At 73.6% G+C, this 13,566-nt stretch carries 9 protein-coding genes; 2 read left to right on the forward strand and 7 right to left on the reverse strand.

What is annotated here, in order from left to right:
• Window positions 1-228 precede the first annotated feature (228 nt).
• The 5 genes from ABZ805_RS09020 to ABZ805_RS09040 all read right to left on the reverse strand — a co-directional run bounded on the left by ABZ805_RS09020 (window position 229) and on the right by ABZ805_RS09040 (window position 8,010).
• Window positions 229-1,860 carry a DUF6350 family protein gene (locus ABZ805_RS09020; protein ID WP_358436574.1) on the reverse strand — a complete coding sequence of 544 codons (1,632 nt, stop codon included), beginning with the start codon at window positions 1,858-1,860 and terminating at the stop codon, window positions 229-231.
• 436 nt (window positions 1,861-2,296) lie between these two features.
• Window positions 2,297-3,388: a DUF5336 domain-containing protein gene (locus tag ABZ805_RS09025; RefSeq protein WP_358436577.1), complete on the reverse strand. Its 1,092-nt coding sequence runs from the start codon at window positions 3,386-3,388 to the stop codon at window positions 2,297-2,299.
• A 332-nt stretch (window positions 3,389-3,720) separates the two neighbouring features.
• Window positions 3,721-4,605 carry a succinate--CoA ligase subunit alpha gene (gene sucD / locus ABZ805_RS09030; RefSeq protein ID WP_358436580.1) on the reverse strand — a complete coding sequence of 295 codons (885 nt, stop codon included), beginning with the start codon at window positions 4,603-4,605 and terminating at the stop codon, window positions 3,721-3,723.
• A gap of 3 nt (window positions 4,606-4,608) precedes the next feature.
• Window positions 4,609-5,778, reverse strand: coding sequence for an ADP-forming succinate--CoA ligase subunit beta (sucC, locus tag ABZ805_RS09035; protein ID WP_358436583.1), 1,170 nt, complete (start codon window positions 5,776-5,778; stop codon window positions 4,609-4,611).
• Window positions 5,779-6,201: 423 nt separating this feature from the next.
• Window positions 6,202-8,010: a hypothetical protein gene (locus ABZ805_RS09040; RefSeq protein WP_358436586.1), complete on the reverse strand. Its 1,809-nt coding sequence runs from the start codon at window positions 8,008-8,010 to the stop codon at window positions 6,202-6,204.
• A gap of 698 nt (window positions 8,011-8,708) precedes the next feature.
• Here ABZ805_RS09040 and ABZ805_RS09045 point away from each other — a divergent pair.
• Window positions 8,709-9,446, forward strand: coding sequence for a M23 family metallopeptidase (locus ABZ805_RS09045; RefSeq protein WP_358436588.1), 738 nt, complete (start codon window positions 8,709-8,711; stop codon window positions 9,444-9,446).
• 89 nt (window positions 9,447-9,535) lie between these two features.
• Here the strand turns inward: ABZ805_RS09045 and ABZ805_RS09050 are convergent, their stop codons facing one another.
• A complete protein-coding gene (locus ABZ805_RS09050) occupies window positions 9,536-10,003 on the reverse strand; it encodes a MarR family transcriptional regulator (RefSeq protein ID WP_358436591.1) in 468 nt (155 codons plus the stop codon).
• An 87-nt stretch (window positions 10,004-10,090) separates the two neighbouring features.
• On the opposite strand from ABZ805_RS09050, the gene ABZ805_RS09055 reads away from it, so the two are divergent.
• Complete coding sequence (locus tag ABZ805_RS09055) at window positions 10,091-10,912, forward strand: class I SAM-dependent methyltransferase (RefSeq protein ID WP_358436593.1); 822 nt, start codon at window positions 10,091-10,093, stop codon at window positions 10,910-10,912.
• Between the two features lie 23 nt (window positions 10,913-10,935).
• Here the strand turns inward: ABZ805_RS09055 and ABZ805_RS09060 are convergent, their stop codons facing one another.
• The gene (locus tag ABZ805_RS09060) at window positions 10,936-13,389 is read right to left on the reverse strand and encodes a UvrD-helicase domain-containing protein (RefSeq protein ID WP_358436596.1); all 2,454 of its coding nucleotides are present in this window, start codon (window positions 13,387-13,389) and stop codon (window positions 10,936-10,938) included.
• Between the last annotated feature and the right edge of the window lie 177 nt (window positions 13,390-13,566).

The raw sequence follows: 13,566 nt of genomic DNA on the forward strand, positions 1-13,566 counted from the left end.
GGCCGGATCGCCGGGGCGGAACCGCGTCGGCGGCTGCGCGGACGGGTCCGGTTCGGGGGTGCCGGGGGCAGGGTCCGGTCGTGCTGCGGAGGCCGCGTTCGATGCGGGGGTGCTCAGCTCTGACTCCTGACAGTGCCTGGTCACGATCTCACCGAGCAGCGTAGGCGGCGGCCCGCCGCGGTACTCGGCCAGGTCCCGGGCGAGTGGCCCAGCCCTCACCGAGCGCGGTCAGCGGGAACCGGGCCCGTCGGCGTCGTCGTCGGCGGGCCGGTGCGCCTCGCCGCGGGGGCGGGGGTCGGGGACGTCGGTGTCGCCGTGGATCTCGCCGGACCAGGAGCGGGCCTGGTCCGGGTCCTCGACCTCCTGGGCCCGGCGGACGAGGTCGGCCCACTCCTCCTCGTCGAGGTCGAATTCGCGGTCCGCGGTGGCCGCGGGGTCGGCGGCCGGGTCGTCGGGATCGTCGAGGTCGTCCGGGTCGTCGAGCCCGTCGGGGTCGTCGAGCTCGTCGGGGTCCGCGGCCTCCCGGTCGAAGTCGGTGTCCCGGTCGAAGTCGGTGTCCTGGTCGAAGTCGCCGTCCTCGTCGAAACCGGTCTCGTCCAGCGCGTTCTCGCCGTCCAGCTCCTCGCCGTCGAGCCCGTCGCCGGCGAGCCCGCCGTCGCCGTCCAGCTCGCCCCCGGCATCGAACTCCGGCTCGTACCGAGCCGCCGGGAACAGCCACACCGCGAGCAGCGCGGGCACCAGCACCCAGCCGAACGTGACGAGCGCGAGCACCGGCGAGTGCAGCGAGATCGGATCGAACCGCCCGCCGCCCGCACTGCCCCCGGCCATCGCCGCGACCAGCAGGACGCCGAGCGCCCCGACCAGCGCCGCCACCGCGACCGCCGCGGGACGCCGCGGCTGGTCCAGGTCGCGTCCGCAGCGCAGCCCGACCACCGCGCCCACCGCCAGCGGCAGCACCAGCGCCACCGGCCACCACCAGGCCGCGGCTCCGGTCGGCAGCGCCGCCAGCAGCGGGACGTCCGGGACCGCTCCCGGCGCGGTCTCGTAGAACCGCGCGGTCAGCCCGCCGACGCTGATCCCCGGCCCGGCCGCGAAGGACCACCCGGCGAGCGCCGCGTTCGGCAGGTACAGCAGCGACAGCAGCAGCAACCCGAACGCGTCACCCGCCGAACCGGCTCGTCCCAGCACCTCCCCGGCACGTCCCGCCGACAGGCACAGCGCCACCACCGCCACCACCGCACCCGCGACGAGCAGGCACGCCCACCCCAGCAGCGCACCGCGCAGGCCCGCGCTGACCGTCGGCCCGGCCCGCCACCGCACCGCCGCCGCGAACTCATCCGTGCGGCACGCCCCGGCCGCCGCCCCCGCGGCGGCCACCAGCCCGCAGCGCAGGAACGCGCTCGGCACCGAGGCCTCGACGGACCCGCTGAGCAGCGCGGCCAGCACCGCGCCGAGGGCCGCGTGCGCGGTGGCGACCGCGCCGATCACCCGCACCGCGTCGCGCGCGGTGTCGGCACCGGTGCGGCGCAGGAACACCGCCGTGATCGCGGCGATGAGCAACCCCAGCACCGCGGTGGGCAGGAACGGCAGCACCGACAGCGGGGCGCCGAGGACCACCAGCGGGACCTGGTGCGCCACCAGCCAGCCCGGTACGGCGGCCGCGAACAGCGCGGTGGCGCCGACCTCCGGCCCGCTCGCGGTGCCGGTGGCGAGCGCCAGCAGCGTCGCGGACAGCAGATAACCGGCGAGCACCGTGGCCACCGCGACCAGACCGAGCCGGACCGCGCCGATCGGGTCGCGGTACTCGGCATCGTCCTCGGGCACCAGATCCGGATCGGACGGCGATTCGATCAGCGGCATGCGGCCGAATCTCGCACCGGCACAGCCGCTCTCACCCCATGACGCGCCCAAGCGTCCGCCCATCGAGCGACGACGATCACGCAGAGTTCGTCTCTCCGGTTGTCTCCGGGCTCGTTCTGCGAGGTGGGGCGGGTGGCGGAACCTCAGCGGCTTCCTCGCTGCGGGATCGTTTTCACAGGTGGCTCCGCCACATGAGAAAACGCTGTCCTCGTCCTCGCGAGGAAGCCGCTGAGAACCCGCGGCGGTGCCGGTTGCGTGCGTGGACGGCGCTCAGCGGCTTCGCCGCTGACAGGAAAGGCGAAAAGACTCGGCGTGGGGCGTGGTCCTGCTGCGTGCGTGGTCGCTGCTCAGCGGCTTCGCCGCGGACAGGAGAAGGCGGAGAACGCGCGAAGGGCGCCGCCGCGGGATGCGGTCGGCGCCCTTCGGGGGACTTGCGTCAGTTCTGGCCGGGGTAGGGCATCTGCCTGGTGCCTTCCGGGCCGTCGTTGACCTGCTGCTGCGGCGCGGAGGCCGGGCCGGGGTCACCTGCGGGCGAGCCGCCCGCGGGGCTGTCCTGGCCCTGCTGGCCGTAGCCGCCCGCGGGGCTGTCCGGGCCCTGCTGCTGGGCGTAACCGCCGGAGGCACCGGGGCCGCCGTAGCCGCCGCCGGGGCCCTGCCCGTAACCGCCGGGCGCGCCCTGGCCGTAGCCGGGGCCGGGCTGGCCGGGACCGCCCTGGCCGGGGTACCCGCCCTGGGGTTGGCCGGGCTGGCCCGGCTGGGCCTGGCCAGGATGCGGCTGGCCGGGCTGGCCCTGCTGCGGCTGGCCGGGCTGGCCCTGCTGCGGCTGGCCGGGTCCGCCCTGCGGCCCGCCGAAACCGGGCTGGCCGGGCGGCGGTCCCCACGGCTGCTGCGGCTGGCCACCGGGACCCTGCGGCCCCGGACCCTGCCCACCGGGACCGGGCGCACCCGGTCCCGGACCGCCCGGCCCCTGGGTACCCGGACCCTGCGCGCCGGGTCCGCCGGGCCCTGGCTGGCCGAGCGGCGGGAACGGCCCGGTGCCGGGGCCCTGCTGGCGGCCGCGCGGATCGGGGCCCTTGGCGCCGCCGCCGGGCAGCGCGACGACCTCGGACTCGGCGAGCAGCAGCACGACGACCACGGCGGCCTGCACGAGGGCCAGCACGAGCTGGACGATCGCGATGCCCCCGGCGAGTCCGGCGATGACGGCCTGCAGCACGGCGAGCGCGCCGTAGACGGCGAGCGGGACGGCCGCGGGCAGCACGTTCGGCGCCTTCGGCAGCACGCGCAGCCCCATCAGCACCGCGGTCCCGACGATGGCGAGCCCGGCCGTGCCGCCGATCAGCCCGGCCGCGGCCTGGTCGAAGAATCCGAGCACGTAGGCGATGAACCCGGCTCCCGCGGCCACGAGCGGCAGGACGGACTTGAGGTCGGTGCCACCGGCGTTCGCCGGCTGCGGCGGCTCCGCACGAGGAGGCCCTGCGTGCGGAGGTGCCTGCTGGTGGGGCGGCGGTGCACCGTAGGGCGTGGACATGGTTGAGAGGACTCCTCCTCGCCGAGGGTCAGGAGAACACAAGTGTCCTCCCGGAAGAGTGACACCCGAAACGGTATCGGACTGTGATTCGGCCACCGAACGGGTACGGATCGCCCATTCCTCCCCCGCGCACGCCCCGTCCGAAGCCGTCCGCACCGGTCACCGGCCACCCGGCCGCGCCGCGCCCGCCCCCGGCCCGACCCGCCGCGCGCCCGGAACCCCGTCCGGTTGGCAGGTGTGGAGAAGTTCACCGCAGCGGACGAGCGCAGCGCGAACGACCGGGGCCGGGCACCTCGTTCGGTGCCCGGCCCCGGTCGTGGGAAGGGTGGAGCTCAGCCCTTGACGATCTCGCGCATCAGGTTCGCGGTCTCGCTGGGGGTCTTGCCGACCTTGACGCCGGCGGCCTCCAGGGCCTCCTTCTTCGCGGCCGCGGTGCCCGAGGAACCGGACACGATGGCACCCGCGTGGCCCATGGTCTTGCCCTCCGGCGCGGTGAAGCCCGCGACGTAGCCGACCACCGGCTTGGTGATGTTGGCCTTGATGTAGTCGGCGGCCCGCTCTTCGGCGTCGCCACCGATCTCGCCGATCATCACGATCGCCTCGGTCTCCGGGTCGTCCTGGAACGCCTGGAGCGCGTCGATGTGCGTGGTGCCGATGATCGGGTCACCGCCGATGCCGACGGCGGTGGAGAAACCGATGTCGCGCAGCTCGTACATCATCTGGTACGTCAGCGTGCCCGACTTCGACACCAGGCCGATCTTGCCGGGGCCGGTGATGTCCGCCGGGATGATGCCCGCGTTGGACTTGCCGGGCGAGATCACGCCGGGGCAGTTCGGCCCGACGATGCGGGTCTTGTTGCCGGTGGCGTTCGCGTGCGCCCAGAAGTAGGCGGAGTCGTGCACCGGGATGCCCTCGGTGATCACCACGGCGAGCGGGATCTCGGCGTCGATGGCCTCGATGACCGCGTCCTTGGCGAACTTCGGCGGCACGAACAGCACCGACACGTCGGCGCCGGTCTCCTTCATCGCCTCGGCGACGGTGCCGTAGACCGTGAGCTCCTTGCCCTCGATCTCGACGGTCTGCCCGGCCTTGCGGGCGTTGACGCCACCGACGATGTTCGTGCCCGACTTCAGCATCCGCGCGGTGTGCTTGGTGCCCTCGGACCCGGTGATGCCCTGGACGATGACCTTGCTGTTCTCGTTGAGGAAGATGGCCATGGGTCACGCCCCCGCAGCAGCAAGTTCGGCGGCCTTGTCGGCCGCGCCGTCCATCGTGTCGACCAGGGTGACCAGCGGGTGGTTCGCCTCGGCCAGGATGCGCCGGCCTTCCTCGACGTTGTTGCCGTCGAGCCGGACGACCAGCGGCTTGGTCGCGTCGTCGCCCAGGATCTTCAGCGCCTGCACGATGCCGTTGGCGACGGCGTCGCAGGCGGTGATCCCGCCGAAGACGTTGACGAACACCGACTTCACGTCGTTGTCCCCGAGGATGACGTCCAGCCCGGCCGCCATGACCTCGGCGGACGCGCCGCCGCCGATGTCCAGGAAGTTGGCGGGCTTGACGTTCGAGTGCGCCTCGCCCGCGTACGCCACCACGTCCAGCGTGGACATGACCAGGCCGGCGCCGTTGCCGATGATGCCGACCTCGCCGTCGAGCTTGACGTAGTTGAGGCCCTTGGCCTTGGCCTTCGCCTCCAGCGGGTCCTCCGCCTCGGCGTCGACCAGCTCGGCCTGCTGCGGCTGCCGGAACGCGGCGTTCTCGTCCAGCGTGACCTTGCCGTCCAGCGCGATGATCTTGCCCTGCGGGTCCTTGACCAGCGGGTTGATCTCGACGAGCGTGGCGTCCTCCGAAACGAAGGTCTCCCACAGCTTGACGATCACGTCGACGACCTGGTCGGCCACCTCGGCCGGGAACTTCGCGGCCTCGACGATCTCGCGGGCCTTGGCGGCGTCCACGCCCTGGATCGGGTCGATCGCGATGCGCGCCAGCGCCTCGGGCTTGGTCGCGGCGACTTCCTCGATCTCCATCCCGCCCTCGACCGAGGCCATCGCCAGGAAGTTCCTGTTGGCGCGGTCGAGCAGGAAGGAGAAGTAGTACTCGTCGGCGATGTCGGAGGCGGTCGTGATCAGCACACGACGCGTCACGTGGCCCTTGATGTCCAAGCCGAGGATCGCCTCGGCCTTGGTCTGGGCCTCGTCCGGCGTCTCGGCCAGCTTCACGCCACCGGCCTTGCCGCGGCCCCCGGTCTTCACCTGGGCCTTGACCACCACGGGCCCGCCGAGTTCGTCGGCGGCTGCCTTGGCCTCTTCGGGATTGGTGGCCACGGAACCGGGCAGCGTCGGCACTCCGTGGGAAGCGAAGAGTTCCTTCGCCTGGTACTCGTACAGGTCCACTCGACTCTCCTGCGACGTCGGTGTCGGACTGGGCGACCATAGCGACCTGCGAGGACGACCGGTGCGCCGCACCCGGTGAACTGGCTCACCCCGTTCGCCCGATCGCCGCAGGTGGATGCATCCAGACCGGGGATTTCGGTGCTGGAAAACCGCTGGACCGGGCCGCGGAGTGACGAACGGAACACCGGTTCGGCGCGCGTCAAGGGGACCCGGCGCGCAATTTCGCCCGTTTTTGCGCACCGCCGGATTTCGCGCCCGCGTTGCGGCGTCAGCGCTCCGGCGTCAGCTGTCGCGGCGATCAGCACTCCGGCGAGCGGACCGCGAGCGGCGCTCCGACGTCAACGCGGCGACCAGAACTCCGACGAGCAGCCTTCCGGAGTCAGCACTCCGACGAGCAGCGCTCCGGCGTCAGCGGCTCCGGCGTCAGCGCTCCGGCGAGCGGGCGGCGAGCGCCGCGGCGACCAGCAGCACGACGGCGGCGGCGATCGCGCACCAGAGCCCGGGCCCCGGCACGGCACCCTCGGCACGGCCCGCGGTGAGCGGGAACTCCAGCGCGCGCACGGCCATCACCAGCGCGGCGCCGACGAGCAGCGCGGCGGCGCGCGGGGGCCTGCTGCGGACGGCGAGCACCGCGGCGACCAGCACCGCGACCCCGGCACCGATCAGCCCCCAGGAGGACGTGCTGAACCGGGTGAACACCCCGGGCGCGGTGTAGTCGGGCGCGGCGAGCACCGGCAGCAGCACCGCGGCGAGCCCGAGCAGCGCGGCGACCGCGGCGGGCACCGCGACCGCAGGCCGCCAGCTCCGCTCGGCGAGGTCGTCGGCGCCGCGCTCCGGGTGCCAGTCCGGTTCGGCCAGGTCGACCTCTTCGCGTTCCACGCCGCCCGCCAGCGCGGCGGTGATCGCGGCGAGCAGCGCGCACGCCATGGCTCCGCCGGAGATCCACGCGCCCGGGGCCGCGTTCGCGCCCGCGACCTGGGTGGCGGTGAGCACGGTGTCGAGCGCGGCGGCTCCGGCCAGCGGCACCGCCGTCCAGGCCACGGCCAGCGCGGGGCGCACGGCGGCGGCGATCGAGGGCACCAGCAGCGCCGCGCCGAGCAGCACCAGCAGGACGCCACCGGGCCACAGCAGCCGCGCCGGGTACAGCGACGGGTCGTCGACCCAGCTGGGCATCTCCAGGTGCGGGGTGAGCGCGCCGGTGATGGCCAGCGCGCCGGCGAGCACCGCGAGCGCGCCCGCGGTCCGCAGCAGCCGGGTCAGCGCGGGCAGCCGCACGTCGCCGGAGCCGCGGGCCGGGTCGCGACCGCCCTCGACGGCCAGCCCGACCAGCACGAGCGCGGCGCCCAGTTCGAGCGCCGGTCCCCAGCCGAACTGCAGCCGGGGCAGCAGCGCCACCGCGACCAGCGGCGGCACCGCGACGGCGGCCAGCCCGGCGGCGAGCCCGAGCAGCCCGCCGCGCACCAGGTCGCGGTCGGCGGAACCGGACATGAACGCGGCGGCCGCGGGCACGGCGATCGCCAGCAGCAGGCTGCCGAGCGCGACCGGGACCGGCGCTTCCACGGCGGGCTTGGCCAGCAGGTACGGGTCCTCGGAGGTGAACGGCCCCATCAGCAGCCCGACCGCGGCGATGGCGGTCGCGCACAGCACGAGCGCGAGCAGCCCCTGCCTGCGCGCGCCGGCGCGCCCGCGCCCGGGGGCGCCGTCGGCGGCGGCCTCGGCGACGGAGCTGCCCGCGAAGGCGTCCTCGCCGAACGAGCCGAACGCATCGGAGGAGCCGTCGGCGTGGTCGAACAGCCCGCGGCCCGCGATCAGCGCGAGCACCCCGGCGGCGAGGGCGAGCAGGTGCCCGGCCAGCAGCAACCAGGTGCCGAGCGCCGGGCCGAGCGGGTCGAGCGTGTCGGGCAGCAGCAGCTCGGGCCGGGCCGCGAGCCCGGCGTCGACGACGAGCTGCGCGTCCTGCACCAGGCGGCCGGGCGCGAGCACCGCGGGTCCGAGCAGCACGGCGGCGGCCAGCGCGGGCCTGCTCCCGCGGAACACCGCGGCGAGCACCGCCGGGATCAGCGCGGGCACCAGCAGCCACGGCCAGGAGGTGAACCCGGTCGGCATGTCCGGCGCGACCAGGCCGAGCAGCGGGGCGAACGCGGCGAGCAGCGCGCCGAGCGCGGACAGCGCGATCGCTGCGGTGAGACCGGTCGGCGGACCGGTGGGTTCGGGCGCCGTCGGGCGGCTCATCTGCGTCTCCGGGGATTCGAACGGGAGATCGGGCCGGGCACTCACCGCGCCGACGCTAGCAACTGATCGCCCCGAGGCCCGCCGGGGATCTGCGGCGGCTACGCACGGTGTCGGGGATGTCGGCTCGGGCGGCGGTTGCGCCGGGACCGTGGCCGCTGCGGGGGCGCTTCGGGAGGGCCGGGAATAGCGGGAGCGCCGGGCGGGTTGTCCGACTTGAGGCCCCGGACGGGTCATCGGGGTTGAGTGCATTGCGAGCATTTTTATGTGACTTGCATCACTCGCAGGCGTGGCGCATCACTGCCCGAAGCGGAACCACCCCGTTCCTCTAGTCCGAACGGGACCGTCTTCCTCGATCACGAACCGCCAGGCAGTGCCACTCGGTAACACCGCCCACCGCGCAGCCGCACGGCACGCGGCCGCGTCAGCACGCCTCGAGTCGGTCACTCCGTGTAGTGAAACAAGCACTGATCGGGATTTGCCCCTAGGGGATGAGCCTGGTTACTGTCCCCCGGTCCGTTGTCACGGTCCGATCACGAACGCCGGTTACCCCGACCGGCGCCCCGGAACCCCGTCCGGGAGCCAGTGACGGACTCCCCGAGACGGAAGGGCAGGCCTTGTCTCGACACCGCTCCCCCGGCGGCGCCCCGATCGCCGAGGAGTCGTCCCCGCACGATCTTCCGCAACAGCGCCAGCGGCGGATGTCCACCCCGCCTTCGGTCATCCGCGGTCGGCTCGTCGTCGCAGCCGTCGCAGCAGGCGCGTTCGCCGCCGCCGGCCAGTCGATGGCCAGCGGCGACCCGGCCCCCGACCAGGACGGCATCACCCCGCTCGCCTCCGGTCAGGACGCGGCCGCCTCGTTCAGCTCCGCCGCCGACGACTCCTCCAGCGGCATGGGCGGTTCCGCCCCGGCCCCGGAGATGCTGCCGGTCGCCAAGGTCAGCAGCGCGGACTCCGAAGTCCAGAAGCTGGCCAAGAGCGAGCGCATCTCCGAGCAGCGCGCGGAGGAAGAGGCCGCCCGCATCGCCGCCGAGGAGGAGGCCAAGCGACCGAAGATCGTCGCTCCGGCCGAGGGCACCTTCACCTCCGGTTTCGGCGGCCGCTGGGGCACCACGCACTACGGCATCGACATCGCCAACAGCAAGGGCACCCCGATCGTCTCCGCCGCCGACGGCGTGGTCATCGACGCGGGCCCGGCGAGCGGTTTCGGCCTGTGGGTGCGCGTGCAGCACGAGGACGGCACGATCACCGTCTACGGCCACGTCAACACCATCACCGCCAGCGAAGGCGAGAAGGTGAAGGCGGGCGACCAGATCGCCACCATGGGCAACCGCGGCTTCTCCACCGGTACCCACCTGCACTTCGAGGTGTGGAACTCCAGCGGCAAGAAGATCAACCCGCTGCCGTGGCTGAGCGAGCGCGGCGTCGACGTCACCTGATCCACCCGGTTCCGCGAGCGGACGACCCGCCCGGCCGGTGACGGTCCGGCGAGCCGTCCGCTCCGGCCGTCCGGCAGGTCATCGGCGGTTCACCGCTGCTCCCGCCACCGCCGCATCAGCTCGGGCATCTCGGCGCGGAGGAAGTCGAAGAAGCGGCGCGTCTCGTCCAGGCGCAGGCCCGCCTCGGTGTCCGCGCCCACCGCATCCACGCCGACCGCGAGGGTGCGCACCCAGGCTTCGAGCATCCCGTCCCGCTGCATGATCGTCTCGTACCAGAGGTCGTCCCGGACCCGGTAGTGATCGCGGCGCAGCCCCGGTTCGCGCTCCCGGACGACCATGCCCGCCTGCACCAGGTGGCGGACCGCGCCGGACACCGCGGCCGGGCTGATCCGCAGCCGCTCGGCGATCTCCGCGGCCGTGCGGCGCGCGTCGGGGGCGATGAGCAGCCCGGCGAACACCCGCGCCGCCATCCGCGGCATCCCGGCGGCCGCCAGGTCCAGCGCGAAGCGCTCCACGAACCTGCCCGCCGCGTCCGGCTCCCCGTGCTCCACCCGCATGATTTTATACGCTTCCTTTATTTCACGAAGTTGTGAAAAGAGCGTAGCTTCAGCTCCGCAGGACCGCACTCACCTGGGGAGCAACCGATGGACCGCGAACGAGCCGACCTCACCGGAGCACCGGCGACCATGCTCGCCACCCTCTACGGGCGCGCGCTGCACAGCCGCACCGCGAACCCGGTGCTGCACGACCCGTACGCCGAGGAGGCCGTGCGGCGCATCGACCACGACTTCGCCGCCACCGGGCTGCGCGGGAACGACGCGCTGTCCGTGGCGCTGCGCGGGCGGCTGTTCGACGACCTCACCGCGGTGCGGCTCGCGGCGAACCCGGACGTGGTCGTGCTGCACCTCGGGTGCGGGCTGGACAGCCGCGGCCGGCGGCTCGACCCGCCGCCGAGCGTCGAGTGGTACGACATCGACCTCCCCGAGGTCATCGACCTGCGGGAGCGGATCTACCCGGCACGGCCGCACCACCACGTCCTCGGCGCCTCGGTCACCGCGCCCGACCTGCTGGACGGCATTCCCGGCGACCGGCCGGTGCTGGTCGTCGCCGAAGGACTGCTGATGTACCTCACCGAAGCGGACGGGACCGCGCTGCTGCGCCGGATCACCGAGCACTTCCCCGCCGGGCACCTGATCTGCGACGTGCAGAGCCCGCTCGCGACGCGCTGGGCGCACCTGCTCAACGGCGCGGTTCGCGCGGCCGGGGCCCGGCTGACCTGGGGCGTGCGCGGCGGCGCCGAGCTGGAGCGGGCCGTGCCGGGACTGGTCCTCGACGAGGAGCGCACCTTCTTCGACGTCCCCGGGCTGGAACGCGTGCACCCCGCCTACCGGGCGCTGCTGCGCGGCATGGGCGGGATCCCCGCGCTGCGCAGGCTGGCCCTCATCCTCACCATGCACTTCGGCTGAGGGCCGGCCTCGCGGGAGAGGACTCAGAGCTTGGTGATCGGGACGCTGCCGATGAGCATGAGCCGGACCGTGCCCGAGCTGCCGAAGTCGATGGTCGCGGTGGCCCGCGGCCCCTCCCCCTCGGTCGCCAGCACCGTGCCGAGGCCGTACTTGTCGTGCGTGACCCGGTCCCCGGCGTCGAGCTTGATGGCGACGGTGTCCTTCCAGCCGGGCGCCCCGGTGCTGCGCAGGCCCCGCGAGGCCACCGAGGCCTGCGCCGAGTCCGAACCGCCCCGGTCGAAGCCGCCGCGACCGCCCCAGGTGCTGCGCACCTGCGGTGCGGCGCGCTCCGGTTCGATGCGCCGCCACTCCATCAGCTCGTCCGGGATCTCGGTGAGGAACCGGGACGCGGGGTTCGCCATCGGCTGGCCCCACGCCGAGCGCATCAGCGCCCGCGACAGGTACAGCCGCTGCCGGGCGCGGGTGATGCCGACGTAGGCGAGCCTGCGCTCCTCGGCGAGTTCCGCGGGATCGCTCAACGCCCGCATGTGCGGGAAGATCCCGTCCTCCCAGCCGGTGGAGAACACCACCGGGAACTCGAGGCCCTTCGCGGTGTGCAGCGTCATCAGGGTGACCACGCCGTCGCCGGACTCGGGCAGCGAGTCGGCGTCGGCGACCAGGGACACCCGCTCCAGGAACGCGGCGAGCGAGTCGTCGGCGGGCAGGCCGAGGTCCTGCTCTTCGGGGTCCTCCGCGGCCGGTTCGGCGGGAGCGACGACGGCCTCCGCGGACGGGTCAGTGCCCTCGGTGGCGACCTCGCCCGCCTGCGGCGCGCGGGCTTCGATGAACTCGCGGGCGACGGTGACGAGCTCGACGAGGTTCTCCACCCGCGTCGCGTCCTGCGGGTCGTCGCTGGCCTCCAGCTCGCCGCGGTAGCCGGTGCGCTCCAGCACCGCGTCGAGCACCTCGGCCACGTCGGCTTCGGCGGCGACCTCGCCCAGCTCGTCGAGCAGCGCCACGAACCCGGCGATCTGCTTCTGCGCGCGGGTCGCCAGCGCCGGCACCCGGCCCGCCGCGGCCGCCCGCAGCGCGGTGGCGAAGGAGGTGCGCTCCTGGTCGGCGTGCGCGGCGACGACGGCCTCCGCCCGGTCCCCGATGCCCCGCTTGGGCACGTTGAGGATGCGGCGCAGGCTCACCGTGTCGTCCGGGTTGTCCAGCACGCGCAGGTAGGCGAGGGCGTCCCGGACCTCGCGGCGCTCGTAGAACCGCACGCCGCCGACCACGCGGTACGGCAGGCCGAGCCGGATGAAGACCTCTTCGAACACCCGCGACTGGTTGTTCGTCCGGTAGAACACCGCGATGTCGTTGAACGTGACCTCGCCGTCGTCGACGAGCCGGTCGATCTCGCCCGCGACGAACGCGGCCTCGTCGTGCTCGTTGTCCGCGACGTAGCCGACGATCGGGGCCCCGTCCCCCGCATCGCTCCACAGCCGCTTGTCCCGGCGGTTGGGGTTGCGGCGGATCACCGAGTTCGCGGCGGTGAGGATCGTCTGCGTCGAGCGGTAGTTCTGCTCCAGCAGGATCGTGCGCGCCTGCGGGTAGTCCCGCTCGAACTCCTCGATGTTGCGGATCGTCGCGCCGCGGAACGCGTAGATCGACTGGTCGGCGTCCCCGACCACGCACAGCTCGGCGGGCGGGGTGCCCAGCTCGGTGTCCTCGGTGCCGACCAGCTCGCGCACCAGGGCGTACTGGGCGTGGTTGGTGTCCTGGTACTCGTCGACCATCACGTGCCGGAAGCGGCGGCGGTAGTGCTCGGCGATGTCCGGGTGGCCGCGCAGCAGGTCGACCGTGCGCATGATCAGGTCGTCGAAGTCCACGGCCTGCGAATCGGCCAGCCTGCGCTGGTAGGCGGCGTAGACCTGCGCGACCTTGCGCTCCAGGTCGTTGCCCGCGCGCTCGGCGGCCTCCTCCGGCGTGACCAGCTCGTTCTTCAGGTTGGACACGTGGATCGACAGCGTCTTCGCCGGGTACCGCTTCGAGTCCAGCTCCAGCTCGCGGCCGATCATCGTGATGAGCCGCTTGGAGTCGTCGGAGTCGTAGATGGAGAAGTTCGACGACAGCCCCAGCGCCTTCGCCTCGCGGCGCAGCACCCGCACGCACATCGAGTGGAACGTGGACACCCACATCGCGTTCGACCGGCGGCCCACCAGGTCGGCGACGCGCTCCTTCATCTCCGCGGCGGCCTTGTTCGTGAACGTGATCGCCATGATCTGGCCGGGGTGCACGCCCTGCGCCAGCAGGTGCGCGATGCGGCTGGTGAGCACCCTGGTCTTGCCGGACCCGGCGCCCGCGACGATCAGCAGCGGGGAACCGGTGTGCGCCACGGCGTCGCGCTGCTGCGAGTTCAGGCCCGCGAGCAGCGCGTCCGGTTCGTGCCCCGCCGGGCCGGAACCGGACTCGGAGGAACCGTCGTGCGGGAGATCGAAGAGGGTGCTCATCGTCGCTCCACGTTACCGGCCGCCCCCGACAGCCCGGCCGCCGACGGCGGTCCCAGCGATCGGGAACGTCGTCCCGGTGGATGGCCACCGGAGCTCGGGTTGTGGCAGACTGGCGGCGTGCTGACGCGGACGCGCCTCGCTTGCGCGAACTTTTACTACGGGCGGACCGGGATTCCG

This window comes from Saccharopolyspora sp. NPDC047091 (assembly GCF_040643635.1).
Classification (GTDB): domain Bacteria; phylum Actinomycetota; class Actinomycetes; order Mycobacteriales; family Pseudonocardiaceae; genus Saccharopolyspora_C.